11 protein-coding genes are annotated in these 17,064 nt (G+C 58.9%); 6 read left to right on the top strand and 5 right to left on the bottom strand.

All coding sequences use genetic code 11. From position 1 onward, the window contains the following. Positions 1-164: 164 nt before the first annotated feature. The 4 genes from rplJ (at position 165) to rpoC (ending at position 9,845) form a co-directional block, all read left to right on the top strand. Positions 165-704 carry a 50S ribosomal protein L10 gene (rplJ, locus tag MRBLMS1_RS16550; RefSeq protein WP_034753621.1) on the top strand — a complete coding sequence of 180 codons (540 nt, stop codon included), beginning with the start codon at positions 165-167 and terminating at the stop codon, positions 702-704. 67 nt (positions 705-771) lie between these two features. Next, positions 772-1,143 (top strand): 50S ribosomal protein L7/L12, encoded by a 372-nt coding sequence (gene rplL, locus MRBLMS1_RS16545; RefSeq protein ID WP_128141044.1) that lies wholly within the window; start codon positions 772-774, stop codon positions 1,141-1,143. A 244-nt stretch (positions 1,144-1,387) separates the two neighbouring features. After that, positions 1,388-5,494 carry a DNA-directed RNA polymerase subunit beta gene (rpoB, locus tag MRBLMS1_RS16540; RefSeq protein ID WP_436484104.1) on the top strand — a complete coding sequence of 1,369 codons (4,107 nt, stop codon included), beginning with the start codon at positions 1,388-1,390 and terminating at the stop codon, positions 5,492-5,494. A 109-nt stretch (positions 5,495-5,603) separates the two neighbouring features. Next, positions 5,604-9,845, top strand: a complete 4,242-nt coding sequence (gene rpoC / locus MRBLMS1_RS16535; RefSeq protein WP_034753138.1) for a DNA-directed RNA polymerase subunit beta' — start codon at positions 5,604-5,606, stop codon at positions 9,843-9,845. A gap of 9 nt (positions 9,846-9,854) precedes the next feature. On the opposite strand, the gene MRBLMS1_RS16530 is transcribed toward rpoC, so the two are convergent. Together MRBLMS1_RS16530 and MRBLMS1_RS16525 are read right to left on the bottom strand one after the other, a co-directional pair. Then, on the bottom strand, positions 9,855-10,055 hold the full coding sequence (locus MRBLMS1_RS16530) for a hypothetical protein (protein WP_485880465.1): 201 nt from the start codon (positions 10,053-10,055) through the stop codon (positions 9,855-9,857). Between the two features lie 300 nt (positions 10,056-10,355). Continuing rightward, positions 10,356-10,952 (bottom strand): hypothetical protein, encoded by a 597-nt coding sequence (locus MRBLMS1_RS16525; RefSeq protein ID WP_456148283.1) that lies wholly within the window; start codon positions 10,950-10,952, stop codon positions 10,356-10,358. Between the two features lie 191 nt (positions 10,953-11,143). On the opposite strand from MRBLMS1_RS16525, the gene MRBLMS1_RS16520 reads away from it, so the two are divergent. Together MRBLMS1_RS16520 and MRBLMS1_RS16515 are read left to right on the top strand one after the other, a co-directional pair. Then, positions 11,144-11,776 carry a helix-turn-helix domain-containing protein gene (locus MRBLMS1_RS16520; protein WP_128141046.1) on the top strand — a complete coding sequence of 211 codons (633 nt, stop codon included), beginning with the start codon at positions 11,144-11,146 and terminating at the stop codon, positions 11,774-11,776. Between the two features lie 76 nt (positions 11,777-11,852). Next, the gene (locus MRBLMS1_RS16515) at positions 11,853-12,692 is read left to right on the top strand and encodes an HDOD domain-containing protein (protein WP_034753622.1); all 840 of its coding nucleotides are present in this window, start codon (positions 11,853-11,855) and stop codon (positions 12,690-12,692) included. Positions 12,693-12,750: 58 nt separating this feature from the next. Here MRBLMS1_RS16515 and MRBLMS1_RS16510 read toward each other — a convergent pair whose 3' ends face one another. From MRBLMS1_RS16510 to MRBLMS1_RS16500, 3 genes are all read right to left on the bottom strand, one after another. Next, entirely contained in the window at positions 12,751-13,926 is a 1,176-nt protein-coding gene (locus tag MRBLMS1_RS16510) for a zinc-dependent alcohol dehydrogenase (protein WP_485880462.1), read from the bottom strand. Continuing rightward, on the bottom strand, positions 13,923-15,020 hold the full coding sequence (locus tag MRBLMS1_RS16505; RefSeq protein WP_485880460.1) for an SRPBCC family protein: 1,098 nt from the start codon (positions 15,018-15,020) through the stop codon (positions 13,923-13,925). The genes MRBLMS1_RS16510 and MRBLMS1_RS16505 overlap by 4 nt, the downstream gene beginning before the upstream one ends. Before the next feature lie 157 nt (positions 15,021-15,177). After that, positions 15,178-16,998: a DUF885 domain-containing protein gene (locus MRBLMS1_RS16500; protein ID WP_485880458.1), complete on the bottom strand. Its 1,821-nt coding sequence runs from the start codon at positions 16,996-16,998 to the stop codon at positions 15,178-15,180. Between the last annotated feature and the right edge of the window lie 66 nt (positions 16,999-17,064).

Genomic DNA, 17,064 nt, shown 5'->3' with positions numbered 1-17,064 from the left:
TGCCCAACGCAGATGGTGTACCCGAACAAGTTTTGTAGTCCTCATGCTGCGTGAATTCATCCGCTCAGTTTAGTACTTCTTGACTTCGGACGCCGTGTTCGAACCGATGCAAGGCGCTCAACCACTCGGTTGTGATTGCCGAACATCATTTAAGGAGGTTGACCGTGAGTCTCAATCTGAATGACAAAAAGGCCGTCGTCGCCGAAGTTTCCGCACAAGTAGCTAATGCGCAAACGATCGTCGTGGCCGAATATCGTGGCATCCAGGTTGGTCACTTGACGCAACTGCGTGCTAAAGCGCGTGCCCAAGGCGTGTACCTGCGTGTGTTGAAAAACACTCTGGCTCGTCGCTCCGTTGAAGGTACCGCATTCGCCAGCCTGGCAGATGCCATGACCGGCCCGTTGATCTACTCGATCTCGGCCGATGCCGTTGCAGCAGCTAAAGTCATCGCTGACTTCGCTAAAACCAACGACAAACTGGTCATCAAAGCAGGTAACTACGCAGGCAAGCCGCTGGATACAGCTGCTGTCACCGCGTTGGCGAGCATTCCTAGCCGTGAAGTCCTCATTTCGCAGTTGTTGGGCGTTATGCTGGCTCCGGTTTCGGGCTTTGCACGTGGTCTGGCTGCCCTGGCAGCGAAAAAAGGCGAAGGCGCCGAAGCTCCTGCAGAAGCAGCAGCAGAAGAAGCCCCAGCAGCCGCTTAATTGCGCGCGCTTTTTTCTCTCAGTACCAATCTGATGTAACTAACGTAATAAATTTAGGAGTTTCAAAATGGCAATTAGCAAAGACGATATCCTGGAAGCAGTTAGCGCCATGTCCGTAATGGACCTGAACGACCTGGTTAAAGCATTCGAAGAAAAATTCGGCGTGTCCGCAGCAGCGATGGCTTCGGCCGGTCCTGCAGCAGGCCCAGCAGCAGCTGCTGAAGAGCAAACCGAGTTCAACGTTGTGCTGGACACCTTCGGCGCAAACAAAGTTGGCGTTATTAAAGCAGTTCGCGAAATCACCGGCCTGGGCTTGAAAGAAGCTAAAGACCTGGTCGATGGCGCACCAAAAACTGTGAAAGAAGCAGTGTCGAAAGCTGACGCTGAAGCTGCAGTGAAGAAACTGATTGAAGCCGGCGCAACCGCTTCGATGAAGTAATATCTGTACCGGCGGCAGTTAGCGCCCGAGTCAAAGTCTGAGGTTTCCCCTCGCAAGGGGGGAAATCCGACTTTGGCTCCTTTGTCGTCTGCATCGTATTTGTCACGTAGTTGTAGCAGCAGTTTTTATTCGATTCAAGCCGGAAAGCAGAGCCTTGAGGTTTCGTCTGTGTCACACGCAGCGGTGCAAACGAACACTTGCAAAACCTGAATTTTCTATCCTTTCTGTCACTCACGGAGTGTCCATGCACTACTCATTTACTGAGAAGAAACGCATTCGCAAATCATTCGCGAAGCGCGCCAACGTTCACCACGTTCCGTTCCTGCTGGCGACCCAGCTCGAGTCTTATCATAGCTTCTTGCAAGAGGACATAGCACCGTCCGGCCGCAAGAATGATGGCCTGCAGTCGGCTTTCACTTCGATTTTCCCTATCGTTTCGCACAATGGTTTTGCGCGTCTCGAATTCTTGTCGTACGTTCTGGGCGATCCTGCCTTTGACGTCAAAGAATGTCAACAACGTGGCCTGACGTTCGCGTCGCCGCTGCGCGCGAAAGTGCGCCTGGTGATCCTGGACAAGGAATCGCCAACCAAGCCCGTCGTCAAAGAGATGAAGGAACAGGAAGTTTACATGGGCGAATTGCCGCTCATGACGACCACCGGTTCGTTCGTTATCAACGGCACGGAGCGGGTTATCGTTTCCCAGTTGCACCGTTCGCCTGGCGTGTTCTTCGAGCACGACCGCGGCAAGACCCACTCGTCCGGTAAACTGCTGTTCTCCGCGCGTATCATTCCTTACCGCGGTTCGTGGCTGGACTTCGAGTTCGACCCGAAAGACATCCTGTTCTTCCGCGTCGACCGCCGCCGCAAGATGCCAGTAACGATCCTGCTCAAAGCCATCGGCATGTCGCACGAGCAAATCCTGGCGAACTTCTTCGTCTTCGACAACTTCAACCTGCGTTCCGAAGGCGCGGAGATGGAATTCGTCTCCGAGCGTCTGCGCGGCGAAGTGGCGCGTTTCGACATCGTCGACAAGTCGGGCAAGACCCTGGTGCTGAAAGACAAGCGTATCAACGCGAAACACGTGCGTGATATCGAAGCTGCCGGCATCAAGCACATTTCCGTACCGGAAGACTACCTGCTGGGCCGCGTATTGGCGAAGAATATCGTCGATGGCGACACCGGTGAAGTCGTCGCTTCCGCGAACGATGAGCTGACCGAAGATCTGTTGGGCCGCCTGCGCGACGCCAACATTTCCGAAATCCAGACCTTGTACACGAACGACCTGGATCAGGGCGCCTACATCTCGCAAACCCTGCGTATCGACGACACCGCCGACCAGATGGCTGCGAAAGTGGCGATCTACCGCATGATGCGTCCAGGCGAGCCACCAACGGAAGACTCCGTTGAAGCGCTGTTCAATGGCCTGTTCTACAACTCGGACCGCTACGACCTGTCGGCCGTGGGCCGCATGAAGTTCAACCGCCGCATTGGCCGCGATGAACTGACCGGCGCCATGACGCTGTCGAACGAAGACGTGCTGGCCGTGATCAAGATTCTCGTGGAACTGCGCAATGGCCGCGGCGAAGTCGACGATATCGATCACCTGGGTAACCGTCGCGTGCGTTGCGTGGGCGAACTGGCCGAGAATCAATTCCGCGCCGGCCTGGTGCGTGTTGAGCGCGCCGTCAAGGAACGCCTCGGCCAAGCCGAAGCGGACAACCTGATGCCGCACGACCTGATCAACTCGAAGCCGATTTCGGCCGCGATTCGCGAGTTCTTCGGTTCTTCCCAGCTGTCGCAGTTCATGGACCAAACCAATCCTCTGTCGGAAATTACCCACAAGCGCCGCGTATCGGCTCTGGGACCCGGCGGTCTGACACGCGAACGCGCCGGCTTTGAAGTGCGCGACGTGCATCCGACCCACTACGGCCGCGTCTGCCCGATCGAGACACCGGAAGGTCCGAACATTGGTCTGATCAACTCGCTGGCGTTGTATGCCCGCCTGAATGAATACGGCTTCCTGGAAACCCCGTACCGCAAGGTCGAAGGCTCCAAGATTACCGATCAGATCGACTACCTGTCTGCCATCGAAGAAGGCCGCTACATCATCGCTCAGGCGAATGCGACCATCAACGACGCCGGCATGCTGTCCGATGAACTGGTCTCGGCCCGTGAAGCTGGCGAAACCATCCTGGTCTCCCCGGAGCGCATCCAGTACATGGACGTGGCCCCAGGCCAGATCGTTTCCGTCGCTGCATCGCTGATTCCGTTCCTCGAACACGATGATGCGAACCGTGCATTGATGGGCGCCAACATGCAACGCCAGGCTGTGCCTTGCTTGCGTCCGGAAAAAGCGCTGGTCGGTACCGGTATCGAACGCACCGTTGCGGTCGACTCGGGCACCACCGTGCAAGCCTTGCGTGGCGGTATCGTCGATTACATCGATGCGGGCCGTGTCGTGATTCGCGTCAACGATGACGAAGCGCAAGCTGGTGAAGTGGGCGTCGACATCTACAACCTGATCAAGTACACCCGTTCGAACCAGAACACCAACATCAACCAGCGTCCTATCGTGCAAGTGGGCGACCGTGTTGCCAAGCGCGACGTGATCGCCGATGGCGCATCGACCGACCTGGGTGAATTGGCACTGGGCCAGAACATGACCGTGGCCTTCATGCCATGGAATGGTCTGAACTTCGAAGATTCGATCCTGATCTCGGAAAACGTCGTCAAGGACGACCGCTACACCTCGATTCATATCGAAGAGTTGTCGGTGGTGGCCCGTGACACGAAACTGGGCGCGGAAGAAATTACGCGCGACATCTCGAACCTGGCTGAAAATCAGCTGGCACGTCTGGATGAGTCCGGTATCGTCTACATCGGCGCTGAAGTTCAAGCCGGCGACACCCTGGTTGGTAAAGTGACGCCGAAGGGCGAAACCCAGCTGACCCCGGAAGAGAAGCTGCTGCGCGCGATTTTCGGCGAAAAAGCCTCGGACGTGAAAGATACGTCGCTGCGCGTGCCTTCGGGCATGATCGGTACCGTGATCGACGTGCAAGTCTTCACCCGTGAAGGCATCGTGCGCGACAAGCGTGCCCAGCAAATTATCGATGACGAACTGAAACGCTTCCGTCTGGATCTGAACGACCAGATGCGTATCGTCGAAGGCGATGCCTTCCAGCGTCTGGAAAAAATGCTGATCGGCAAAGTTGTCAACGGCGGCCCTAAAAAGCTGGCCAAAGGCGCCAAGATCACCAAGGAATACCTGGCCGATCTGGACAAATACCACTGGTTCGACATCCGCCCTGCGGACGACGATGCAGCGGTAGCGCTGGAAGCGATCAAGGAATCGATCAACGAGAAGCGCCACCAGTTCGATCTGGCCTTCGAAGAGAAGCGCAAGAAACTGACGCAAGGCGATGAGCTGCAACCAGGCGTGCAAAAAATGGTCAAGGTGTACCTGGCCGTGAAACGCCGCCTGCAGTCGGGCGACAAGATGGCAGGTCGCCACGGTAACAAGGGTGTGGTTTCCCGTATTGTTCCTGTGGAAGACATGCCATACATGGCCGACGGCACGCCAGCCGACGTTGTGCTGAACCCGCTGGGCGTTCCTTCGCGGATGAACGTTGGTCAGATTCTCGAGACGCACTTGGGCTGGGCTGCCAAGGGTCTGGGTATCCGCATCGGCGAAATGCTGAAGGCGCAAACCAAGGTCGAGCAAGTGCGCAAGTACCTGACGACGATCTACAACGACAACGGCCGTGCGGAAGACTTGAACGACTTCGACGACGAAGAGATCATGAAGCTGGCGGAAAACCTGAAAAAAGGTGTTCCATTCGCCACGCCAGTGTTCGACGGCGCCAATGAAGCCGAGATCCGCCGCATGCTGGACCTGGCGTATCCGGACGACATCGCCAAGAACCTGGGCATGACCGCTTCGAAAAACCAGGTGACCATGTATGACGGTCGCACCGGTGAAGCGTTCGAGCGCAAGGTCACTGTCGGCGTCATGCACATGCTGAAACTGCATCACTTGGTCGATGACAAGATGCATGCGCGTTCGACCGGTCCTTACTCGCTGGTGACGCAACAGCCATTGGGCGGTAAAGCCCAGTTCGGTGGTCAGCGTTTCGGTGAGATGGAAGTCTGGGCACTGGAAGCGTATGGCGCGTCGTATGTCTTGCAAGAGATGTTGACCGTCAAGTCCGATGACGTGAATGGCCGTACCAAAGTGTACGAGAACCTCGTCAAGGGCGACCACGTGATCGACGCCGGCATGCCGGAATCGTTCAACGTGCTGGTCAAGGAAATCCGTTCGCTCGGTATCGATATCGACCTCGAACGCAACTAAACGACAGCACCCTGTCATTTGGTTTGGGAAACACAAAGCCCGGCTGGGAAACCACGCCGGGCAATGTAGTCTCAGGAATATAGAAATTTAATCACCTCTGGAGTGATACATGAAAGCACTGCTCGATCTATTCAAGCAAGTACAGACCAACGAGACCTTCGATGCAATCAAGATCGGTCTCGCTTCGCCTGAGAAAATCCGTTCGTGGTCCTACGGCGAAGTCAAGAAGCCGGAAACCATCAACTACCGTACCTTCAAGCCTGAGCGCGACGGCCTGTTCTGCGCCAAGATCTTTGGCCCGATCAAGGATTACGAATGCCTGTGCGGCAAGTACAAGCGCCTGAAACACCGCGGCGTGATCTGCGAAAAGTGCGGCGTCGAAGTCACCCTGGCCAAAGTGCGCCGCGAGCGCATGGGCCACATCGAGCTGGCCTCGCCTACCGCGCACATCTGGTTCCTGAAGTCGCTGCCGTCGCGTCTGGGCATGGTCCTGGACATGACCCTGCGGGACATCGAACGCGTGCTGTACTTTGAAGCATACGTCGTGACCGATCCAGGCATGACTCCGCTGAAAAAGTGCCAGATCATGTCGGAAGACGACTACGCCGCCAAGTACGAAGAGTACGGCGACGACTTCACCGCCTTCATGGGCGCCGAAGGTATCCGTGAACTGCTGCGCTCGATCGACATCCACCGCGATGCCGAAACCCTGCGCGTGGAACTGAAGGAATCGAAATCCGAAGCCAAGATCAAGAAATACGCGAAGCGCCTGAAAGTGCTGGAAGCGTTCCAACGTTCGGGCATCAAGCCTGACTGGATGATCATGGAAGTGCTGCCAGTGCTGCCGCCGGAACTGCGTCCGCTGGTACCGCTGGATGGCGGCCGTTTCGCGACCTCGGATCTGAACGATCTGTATCGCCGCGTCATCAACCGTAACAACCGTCTGAAACGCCTGATGGAGCTGCGTGCTCCAGAGATCATCACGCGCAACGAAAAGCGCATGCTGCAAGAAGCGGTCGATTCGCTGCTGGACAACGGCCGTCGCGGCAAAGCGATGACCGGCGCCAACAAGCGTCCGCTGAAATCGCTGGCAGAGATGATCAAGGGCAAGGGCGGCCGTTTCCGTCAAAACTTGCTGGGCAAACGCGTCGATTACTCCGGTCGTTCGGTCATCGTCGTGGGCCCGCAATTGAAACTGCATCAGTGCGGCTTGCCGAAACTGATGGCGCTGGAACTGTTCAAGCCATTCATTTTCAATAAACTGGAACTGATGGGTCTGGCTACCACGATCAAGGCCGCCAAAAAGCTGGTCGAGATTCAAGAGCCGGTCGTGTGGGACATCCTGGAAGACGTGATCCGTGAACATCCGATCATGTTGAACCGCGCACCTACGCTGCACCGTCTGGGTATCCAGGCGTTCGAGCCAGTCCTGATTGAAGGCAAGGCCATCCAGCTGCACCCGCTCGTCTGCGCCGCATTCAACGCCGACTTTGACGGTGACCAAATGGCGGTCCACGTTCCTCTGTCGATCGAAGCGCAGATGGAAGCACGCACCCTGATGCTGGCATCGAACAACATCCTGTTCCCATCGAACGGCGAACCATCGATCGTTCCTTCCCAGGATATCGTGCTGGGTCTGTACTACGCGACCCGCGAAGCGATCAATGCGAAGAACGAAGGGATGATGTTCCCTGACGTGTCGGAAGTGATCCGCGCCTACGACAACAAGGAAGTCGAACTGACGACCCGCGTCACCGTGCGTATTACCGAATACCCGAAAAACGCCGAAACGGGCGAATTCGAGAAAACGGTAACGCGTTACGAAACGACGATCGGCCGTGCGATCCTGTCGGAAATTCTGCCAAAAGGCCTGCCGTTCTCCGTCCTGAACCGCGCGCTGAAAAAGAAAGAAATTTCCAAGCTGATCAACACGTCGTTCCGCAAGTGCGGCCTGCGCGCCACCGTGGTGTTCGCAGACAAACTGATGCAATCGGGTTTCCGCCTGGCGACACGCGCCGGTATCTCGATCTGCGTCGACGACATGCTGGTACCGCCTCAAAAAGTCACCCTGATCGCGACGGCCGAATCGGAAGTCAAGCAGATCGAACAGCAATACGCCTCGGGTCTCGTGACCGCCGGCGAGCGTTACAACAAGGTAGTCGATATCTGGGGCAAAACCTCGGATGAAGTCGGCAAGGCCATGATGGACCAGCTCAAAGTCGAAGACGTGATCCGCCGCGACGGCACCAAGTCGACGCAAGAATCGTTCAACGCCATTTACATGATGGCCGACTCCGGCGCGCGCGGTTCCGCAGCCCAGATTCGCCAGTTGGCCGGTATGCGTGGTCTGATGGCCAAACCGGATGGTTCGATTATCGAAACGCCGATTACCGCGAACTTCCGCGAAGGTCTGAACGTTTTGCAGTACTTCATTTCGACCCACGGTGCTCGTAAAGGTCTGGCCGATACGGCGCTGAAAACGGCTAACTCCGGTTACCTGACGCGTCGTCTGGTTGACGTGACGCAAGACTTGGTGGTGATCGAAGATGATTGCGGCACCATGAACGGCGCCGTCATGAAGGCGCTGGTCGAAGGTGGTGAAGTCATCGAACCGTTGCGTGACCGTATCCTCGGCCGCGTCGTGGTGCATGACGTCGTCAATCCTGAAACCCAGGAAACGCTGTACGAAGCCGGCACCTTGATGGACGAAGACATGGTCGAAGAGATCGAGCGTCTGTCCATCGATGAAGTCAAGGTCCGCACGCCACTGACTTGCGACACGCGCTTCGGCCTGTGCGCCAAGTGCTATGGCCGCGATCTGGGCCGCGGCATGCTGGTCAACGCCGGCGAAGCCGTCGGTGTGGTGGCAGCGCAGTCGATTGGTGAGCCTGGTACCCAGCTGACCATGCGTACGTTCCACATTGGTGGTGCGGCATCGCGTGCAGCAGTGGCATCGTCGGTGGAAGCCAAGTCGAACGGTACCATTCGCTTCACGGCAACCATGCGTTACGTCACGAACGGCAAGGGCGCGCAAATCGTCATTTCCCGTTCCGGCGAAGTGCTGATTACCGACGACCATGGCCGTGAGCGTGAGCGTCATAAAGTACCGTACGGTGCGACCCTGATCGTCAAGGACGGCATGGTCATCAAGGCCGGTACGGCCCTGGCAACGTGGGATCCGCTGACCCGTCCGATCATTACCGAATACGCCGGTCAAGTGCGTTTCGAGAACGTCGAAGAAGGCGTCACCGTGGCCCGTCAGGTCGACGAAGTGACCGGTCTGTCCACCCTGGTGGCGATCGATGCGAAACGTCGCGGTTCGTTGACGAAAACGTTGCGTCCGCAAGTCAAGCTGATCAACGACGCGAACGAAGAAGTCAAGATCGCCGGCACCGAACACTCGGTGGCGATCGGCTTCCAGGTCGGCGCGCTGATCATGGTCAAGGACGGTCAACAGGTATCGGTTGGTGAAGTGCTGGCACGTATTCCTACCGAATCGCAAAAAACGCGCGATATTACCGGTGGTCTGCCACGCGTTGCCGAACTGTTCGAAGCGCGCTCGCCGAAAGATGCCGGTATGCTGGCGGAAGTCACGGGTACGGTTGCGTTCGGTAAAGAAACCAAGGGCAAGCAGCGTCTGGAAATCACGGACATGGACGGCAACAAGCATGAGTTCTTGATCACCAAGGACAAGCAAGTGCTGGTGCATGACGGCCAAGTCGTGAACAAGGGTGAGATGATCGTGGACGGCCCGGCCGATCCGCAAGACATCCTGCGCCTGCTGGGTATCGAAGCGCTGGCACGTTACATCGTTGACGAAGTGCAAGACGTGTACCGTCTGCAAGGCGTGAAGATCAATGACAAGCACATCGAAGTGATCGTGCGTCAGATGCTGCGCCGTGTTCAGATCGTCAATGCCGGCGACACCAACTACATCGTTGGCGAGCAGGTAGAGCGTTCGGAACTGCTGGACGAGAACGATCGCATGGCCGTTGAGAACAAGATTCCAGCGACCTACGAAAACGTCTTGCTGGGTATTACCAAGGCATCGCTGTCGACCGATTCGTTCATCTCGGCCGCATCGTTCCAGGAAACCACCCGCGTGCTGACCGAAGCGGCGATCATGGGCAAGCGCGATGGTCTGCGCGGCCTGAAAGAGAACGTCATCGTCGGCCGCCTGATTCCTGGCGGTACGGGCCTGGCCTTCCACCGCGCACGCAAAGAGAAAGAAGCGTGGGAAGTGGAAGAGCGTCAAGCGCTGCTGCTGGCCGAGAAAGCCTCGATGGCTGGCGAAGCTGCAGAAGCGCTGCAGGATATCGAGACCCAGCAACACCACGGCGACGAAGCGTAATCTGCGCGGCTAGCTGACAAGAACGGCACCTTCGGGTGCCGTTTTTTTATGTTCGTTACTGCGGCCTTCCACCGTGCACGCAAAGAGAAAGAGACGTGGGAAGTGGTTGAGCGTCAAGCCCCGCTGCTGGCCGATAAAGCCCCCCTGGCCGGTGAAACTACCGACGATCTGCTGGCCATCGAAACTCGGCAACACACGACGAAGCGTCATCTTTATCAAGCAGCGTAAAATTTATAGTTAATGGCAATCGCATGGATGTCGTCCGCTTTATTTTCCTGGAAATTTTTAATCATTTAATTGATAGAAATTCCAGGTAATAGAAAATATTTATTGCGTATGCCATTCAGAGGTCACACGTTTAATTATTTAGCTTCTAAATATATGCATCTGCGCTGTTCGCTGATAAGAACGGCACCAGGGAGAAATTCCTGGTGCCGTTTTTTTATGTCCATGACTGCGGCCTTCCAGCACACACGTAAACAGGAAGCCGCGCCCAGGAACGCCATGGCGTCAGCAAGTCTGCAGTATTGATCGGCACTCGTTTTTGCTGGCATCGTAAAACACATAGACGGCGGCTTCGTCATGAAAATAGCCGTGCACCGGGAGTTGTCCCAAAAATACTAGCGGACCGTGCGCCTCGATGGGCCAGTTGGGCGCTTGCAGCCAACGGGGTGGCTTCTTCGCATAGCGAAATAACGCGAGCAGTTGCGCCCGCAGCCACTGCGTCCGTTCACTTTTTTTCGCATGTGGCGGTGCCTTGTCCAGCAGTGCCGCCACATAGGCCAGATCCACATCCAGCCACTTCGGCTGCGCCGCCAGCAAAAGCTCGTGCAGCTGGCCAGGCTTTTCCGAGACGAATACCGGAATGCCGACGGCGTGCAAAAACTCGGCCAGGGCGCCCTGCGCGTTCAGCACGTCCGCCGGATTGTGCAGGTCGAGCGATATCAGATAGTGATACAGCGTGTGCCCCGCATGCGCATACTTGGGCGCCGGCTGCGCCGACAACAGGCGCTCTGTTTCTGCGTCTTCATATAAAAGGTGTTCAAAGGCCGCCGTATCAAGTTGTCCTTCGACAAACCCGACCACGCTGCTGGTGGCTGATGACATACAAGTGTTCCCTGAAAGTATCGTTTGTCGGCAACTGCGAGTGTGAGAGGGCACGCCGTTTTTCGATCGTTCGGCCGTGCGCAACCATGGCGATTATGCACGATGCCGTCCTGCCGGCACACTCTGTTGTAGCGTAGCAAAAGTACGCATGCCACGCCAATTTTCGGCGTGCTCATGCTAATATCTGGCGCATGATTGCCCAAGCCCTGTTTACTCCCGCCCAGCAGAAACTGCTGGGTTTGCTCTTTGTCCGTGTGAATGAAGGCTTTCACTTGAACGAGATCATGCGCTTGACGGGTCTGGGCAGCGCGTCGGCGCAGCGGGAACTGCGCCGGCTGCATGAGGCCGGCCTGATCACGTCGGAGCGGATCGGCAATGTGCGGCGCTTCTGGCCCAACAAGGAAAGCCTCGTGTATCCGGAGTTGAGCGGGCTGGTGCAGAAAACCTTCGGCATTGTCGGCGTGCTCAGCATGGCCCTGGCGCCCTTGCGTACCCAGCTGCACCTGGCCTTCGTGTCGGGCGCCACGGCGAAGGGACAGGACATGCCCGGCAGCGCCATCGACTTGCTGCTGGTGGGTGAAGAAGCCAATTATGGCGATCTGTTGACGGGATTGGCCCCGGCCGAGCGAACCTTACGGCGTAAAATCAATCCCAACCTATATACGCTGGCCGATTATCGCCGGCGGCTACGTGAAGGCCAGCCATTTCTGCTGCAGGTATTACAGCAGCCGAAGTTGTTTGTCATCGGCGATGAATCATTATTGCACGCGCTGGCATTACCGGATTCTTCATTACAAACGAATGACATGCCATCTGTATTCTAAAGGCCGGGCCTGGCATTCAATTTCTGATGCATGAAATTGTTGGCCAGAATAATATCTGAGGCGGATTGATCGTATGATGAATAAACTACAGGCTTTCGGTTTAATTGTTTCCCAGGCGGTACGCGGCGAATTAACGTTTCCCACGAGCGTTAATTCCGCACTGCAATTGCAATTGGCTCTGGCTGAACCGGACTGCCATATCGACCATGCGATCAAGCTGGTATTGGCCGAGCCCCTGCTGGCGGCGCGCACGGTCGCGCTGGCCAACTCGGCCGTTTACAGCCGCGGCGATGCGGCCCCCGTGACCAGCGTGCGCGCCGCCGTCATGCGCATGGGCTACCGCAATCTCTACGCGCTGGTGGCGGCCATGGTGGTACGCCAGTTCGGCAGCAAGATCATCGACCCCGTCCTGCGCCAGAAGGCGGCCCAGCTGTGGGAACACACGGCCCACGTGGCGGCGTTGGCCCATGTGCTTGCCCGTCGCGTGACGCACGTCGATGCCGACACGGCGCTGTTCGCCGGCATCGTGCACGAGGTGGGTGGTTTTTATCTGTTGTCGCGCGCCGACGAATTTCCCGGCCTGCTCGACGACGATGCGGATCACTGGATGGAATCCGCCGAAGAAATCATTTCCCGCGAAGTCATGAAGAAGCTCTTGATCCCGCTGGCCGTGAGCGAAGCCATCGAAGGCTTGCGCGATGGCTTGCTGTCGATTCCGCCCGACTCCCTGCTCGACACCTTGTTGTTGGCCAAGCAGTTGTCGCCCGTGCAGTCGCCGTTGCAGGTGACGTATGTGGAAATGCTCACGCCCTCCGATTCCGTCATCGATTTCATTATCGATAACGAGACCCTGCAAAGCATCCTCGCCGAATCGGCCGAGGAAGTGCGCTCGATGAGTGCCGCGCTGCTCGTCTGAGCTCGTCCGGGATCAGCGCATTGTTCGCCTGGCCCGGCCGCGCTGCCTGCCAGCGCCGTCAGGGGCCCGGATGCAGCACGACCTTGATGCATTGCTCCTGCTTCTTCTGGAAGATTTCATAGCCGTGCGGCGCTTCGTCCAGGGTCAAGTGGTGGGAAATGATGGCGCCGGGATCGAGCTCGCCCCGCTGGATGCGTTCCAGTAGTGGTTGCATGTAGCGCTGCACGTGCGTTTGCCCCGTCTTGATGGTCAATGAACGGTTCATGATGGAGCCAAACGGGATCTTGTCGCTGAAGCCGCCATATACCCCTGGCACCGAGACGACGCCGCCGTTGCGGCACGCCATCAAGGCTTCACGCAGGGCCGTGGGACGGTCCGATTCCAGTTTCATGGTCTGCTTGAGGCGGTCGTAGATATAGCTGACGCCGGAACCGTGCGCTTCCATGCCGACGGCATCGATGCAGGCATCGGGGCCCCGTCCTCCCGTCATTTCCCGCAGGGCGTCGGGCACGTCCACCGCATCGAAATGCAGGGTTTCCGCACCGGACAGTTCGCGCGCCATGCGCAGGCGTTCCGGGTAATGGTCGATGGCGATGACGCGCTCGGCGCCGAGCAGGAAGGCGCTCTGGATGGCGAACTGTCCCACGGGGCCGCATCCCCACACGGCCACCACCTGGCCCGGCGCGATGGCGCAGGCTTCGGCTGCCATGTAGCCGGTCGGCAGTATGTCCGAGAGGAACAGCACCTGTTCATCCTTGAGCTCGTCCGGTACCTTGATGGGGCCGACGTCGGCAAACGGCACGCGCACATATTCGGCCTGGCCGCCCGCATAGCCGCCCGTCAGGTGGGAATAGCCAAAGATGCCCGCGCCTGAGTGGCCCCACATCTTTTCCGCCATATAGGCATTGGGATTGGAATTCTCGCACACCGAGTACAGCTGCTGCTCGCAAAAGAAGCAGCGTCCGCAGGCAATGGGAAATGGCACCACCACCCGTTCTCCCACCTTGAGCTTGCGCACAGCGGAACCCACCTCCACCACCTCGCCCATGAACTCATGGCCGAGGATATCGCCTTGTTCCATGGTGGGCACGACGCCATTGTAGAGGTGTAAATCGGAACCGCAGATGGCCGTGGAAGTGACTTTGATGATGGCGTCGCCGGGATTGAGGATGGCGGGATCGGGCACCTGTTCGATTCGTACGTCGCGCTTGCCGTGCCAGCAGTTGGCTTTCATGACACACCTCCGTTTGCTTGCGGTCGAGGGGAAGATGCCGTGCCGCCAGCCTTGTGCAGCAAGCGCGTCTTGAAGCTGCGCTTGCCCGACGGCTGACCCTCGGTGGTGCTGACCTCGCCCGTTTCCATCCACTGCTTGAAGCGGCGCAAGGTGGTCTCGATCTTGTAGGCGGGCGCCTGGCTGAACAGGCCGGCCACGGCCGCGCCCACCTTGCCGACCGGCGCCTGCATGTGCAGTTGCATGGTGACCACGGTGCCGCGCCCGCCCGGTGCGGGCGACAGTTCCAGCGCGCCCGTTTCCGCATGATTTTCCGCCGCGCGCCAGCGCATGCTCTGGCCCGGACGCTCTTGCGTCAGTTCGCCTATCCACTCGCCTTCGACGCTGTGCCAGCGCGAGCGGCGCGCATCGATTATCTGCACCGACTGCAAGCCTGGCATGAAGCGGGGCAGGTTTTCCAGGTCGCGCCAGGCGCGGTAGCATTCGTCGGCGGAACGGTTGACGATCACGCTCCTTTGCAGCGCCAGCCCCTCTTCGCCGGGCGCGGGCAGTTCGCTCAGCTTGCGCGGCGCCAGTTGTGCGCTGGCGATATAGTCGATAGCCGTCACGCCTGCCACCACGGCCGCCGTCGCCGCCAGGCGCGTGCGCGCATTGCGCCGGCTGGTCATGGCCACGCCGAGCAGCGACAGATCCATGGCGTCGCCGGCGATGCGCGACCAGCGCCATGCCGGCCGGCTTTCTCCGCGCAGCAAGGCCACGCCGCAAGCCATTTCGCGCAGGCCGATGGCGCGTATCCAGACAGACGAGACGCCGCGCAAGCCGCTGGCCCGCGCCAGGCCGCGCGGCGCCACCAGCTGGGCCAGGCCCAGTCCGATGCTGAGCCAGCCAAGGGCCGTGATCAGGCCATGATTGCCATGCGCGGTATCGTCGGGAATGTGCCGCTGCGGCCGTTCACCGGCCTGACCGCGCGCGCTCGTGTAGTGAAGTATGGCCTCATGCCCATGGGCGGATGCGCCTGCATCATCGGGTATCTCCGTTGACGGTTGCCATGCGGGCGGGCTGGCTGTGGCGCCATTGTTCCTGTCTTCGCTTTGCATGCTGCCTCCCTTCTGTGTATGGGAATTAGGCAGCATCGACCTGTACGCGTTCCGGCAGGCGCGCGCGAGATGCGCCGGATCTGCGCCAGATCAAATATCGGTGCGAAAAAAAACGGCAGCCCCGGTTGGCGCTGCCGCTGTTGCGGGAGGGGCTAGTTTACTTCTGCTGCGCGATCCACCGGTCGACCTTGGCTTCCAGCAGTTTCAGGGGCAGGGTACCGTCGCTCAGCACGACTTCGTGGAACTTCGGCAGGCTGAACTTGTCGCCCAGCGCCTGCTGCGCGCGCTGGCGCAGTTCGACGATTTTCAGCGAACCGATCTTGTAGCCCAGCGCCTGGCCCGGCCACGCCATGTAGCGTTCCGTCTCGCTTTTCGCCACGGCGTCATAGCCGAGGGTATCGCGCATGTACTTGATCGTCTGTTCGCGCGTCCAGCCCTTGGTGTGCAAGCCCGTGTCGACCACCAGGCGTACGGCGCGCAGCATCTCGTCGTTCAAATGGCCGAAATACTGGGCCGGATCCTCGAACAGGCCCATTTCCTTGCCCAGGGTTTCCGCATACAGGGCCCAGCCTTCCGTGAAGGCATTGTTGCCGCCGAAACGGCGGAAGTTCGGCAAGTCCATCTCTTGCACCAGCGCCAGGTGGAAATGGTGGCCAGGTTTACCTTCGTGCAGGAACAGGGTGGTCATGCCCGTGTCGCCATACAGTTTCGGGTCGGTGACGACGGACCAGAACACGCCAGGGCGCGAACCGTCGGCGGCCGGCGCCGTGTAGTGGTCGGCGGCCGTATCGCGGCTCAGTTCAGGTTCCAGGCGTAAGTCCAGCGGCGCCTTCGGCACCAGGGTGAACAGGGCGGGCAATTTGCTGTCCAACAGTACGTTGAGCTTGCGGTAGACGTCGAGCACTTCCTGCTCCGTCTTGAACGGACGGTATTTCGCCTGTTCCGACACCCACACGGGCAAGCCGGCGGCCGGGCCGTTGTAGCCCATTTTCGGGCCCACGATCGCATATTGTTCCTGGATGCGCGCCACTTCCTTCAAGCCGATGGCGTGGATCTGCTCCGGTTTCAAATCCGTGGTGCTGCTGCTGGCCACGCGCGCCTGGTACCACGCGGCGCCATCGGGCAGGGCGCTCCAGCCGCTGCTCGTGCGGCCGGCCGGCAGGTAATCGCGCTCCATGAAGGTGGACAGGCGCTGCAGCGCGGGCATCAGCTTGGCCTCGATGATGACGGTATAGGTTTGCGTCAGGCGCGCCTTGTCCGCGTCGGAAAAGCTGGCCGGCAAGTTCTTGATGGGCGTGTAATAGACGCTGTCCTGCGGCGTGGCGCTGACGAGCTTCTTGAATTGCGGCAGGGCCGATTCCGTCAGCGCCTTCGGCAGCACGATGCCCTTTTGCATGCCGACTTTCATGTTGGTGATGGCCTGGTCTATCCAGCCCGGCAACTGGCCAATACGGCTCAGGTAAGCGTCATACTCCTTGACCGTGGTCAAAGGCTGCGATGCCTCGCCGCCCGCATAATTGGCCAGGGTGACGGGCATGCTGTCCATCTGGTTCAGCGGCAGCAGGTATTCGGGGAAGCGTTCGAAGCTCAGCGCCGTCGCCAGTTCATAGTCGAGGATGTCGTAGTTGATCTGGTCCTGGTGCGACAGCTGTGCGCGGGCAATGCTGCGCAGCGTCTTCTGGTACTGGCGGTACAGGGCGAACTGTTTTGCGCGCGCGGCGGGCACGATGGCTGAACCGAGCTGGTCGTCAAAACGGTTGTCGCCGCTCTCGGTGGCATTGATCGGCTCGAAACGGGCCAGCGCATCGTAGTATGTGTCGGCCAGCACTTGCAGCTGCTGCTTTGCTTTCGGCGCGCTGGCGGTGGGCGCGACGGCTGTTTTGGCTGCGGGCTGGGCCGCTTGCGCCATGGGCGCGTAGGCGAGCAACAGGGAGATGGCCAGGGTGCCGAGGGTGCCGGCGGCAAAACGATGCTTCATGCGCGATGTCCTTTGTAAGGAGGGAATGAACGGAGGCGTTGTGGGTCGGGGTGGCCGGTCGCGATG

Source organism: Massilia sp. LMS1-1-1.1 (assembly GCF_040815535.1).
Classification (GTDB): Bacteria; Pseudomonadota; Gammaproteobacteria; order Burkholderiales; family Burkholderiaceae_D; genus Janthinobacterium; species Janthinobacterium aestuarii.
This window is presented reverse-complemented; position numbering and strand designations above follow the sequence as displayed.

Excerpts from the sequence above, each read along its gene's own strand:
- MRBLMS1_RS16500 (WP_485880458.1), bottom strand. The coding sequence starts at position 16,998 with ATGAAGCATCGTTTTGCCGCCGGCACCCTCGGCACCCTGGCCATCTCC.
- MRBLMS1_RS16520 (WP_128141046.1), top strand. The coding sequence starts at position 11,144 with ATGATTGCCCAAGCCCTGTTTACTCCCGCCCAGCAGAAACTGCTGGGT.
- MRBLMS1_RS16510 (WP_485880462.1), bottom strand. The coding sequence starts at position 13,926 with ATGAAAGCCAACTGCTGGCACGGCAAGCGCGACGTACGAATCGAACAG.
- MRBLMS1_RS16505 (WP_485880460.1), bottom strand. The coding sequence starts at position 15,020 with ATGCAAAGCGAAGACAGGAACAATGGCGCCACAGCCAGCCCGCCCGCA.
- MRBLMS1_RS16530 (WP_485880465.1), bottom strand. The coding sequence starts at position 10,055 with ATGACGCTTCGTCGTGTGTTGCCGAGTTTCGATGGCCAGCAGATCGTC.
- rpoB (WP_436484104.1), top strand. The coding sequence starts at position 1,388 with ATGCACTACTCATTTACTGAGAAGAAACGCATTCGCAAATCATTCGCG.
- MRBLMS1_RS16525 (WP_456148283.1), bottom strand. The coding sequence starts at position 10,952 with ATGTCATCAGCCACCAGCAGCGTGGTCGGGTTTGTCGAAGGACAACTT.
- rplL (WP_128141044.1), top strand. The coding sequence starts at position 772 with ATGGCAATTAGCAAAGACGATATCCTGGAAGCAGTTAGCGCCATGTCC.
- MRBLMS1_RS16515 (WP_034753622.1), top strand. The coding sequence starts at position 11,853 with ATGAATAAACTACAGGCTTTCGGTTTAATTGTTTCCCAGGCGGTACGC.
- rpoC (WP_034753138.1), top strand. The coding sequence starts at position 5,604 with ATGAAAGCACTGCTCGATCTATTCAAGCAAGTACAGACCAACGAGACC.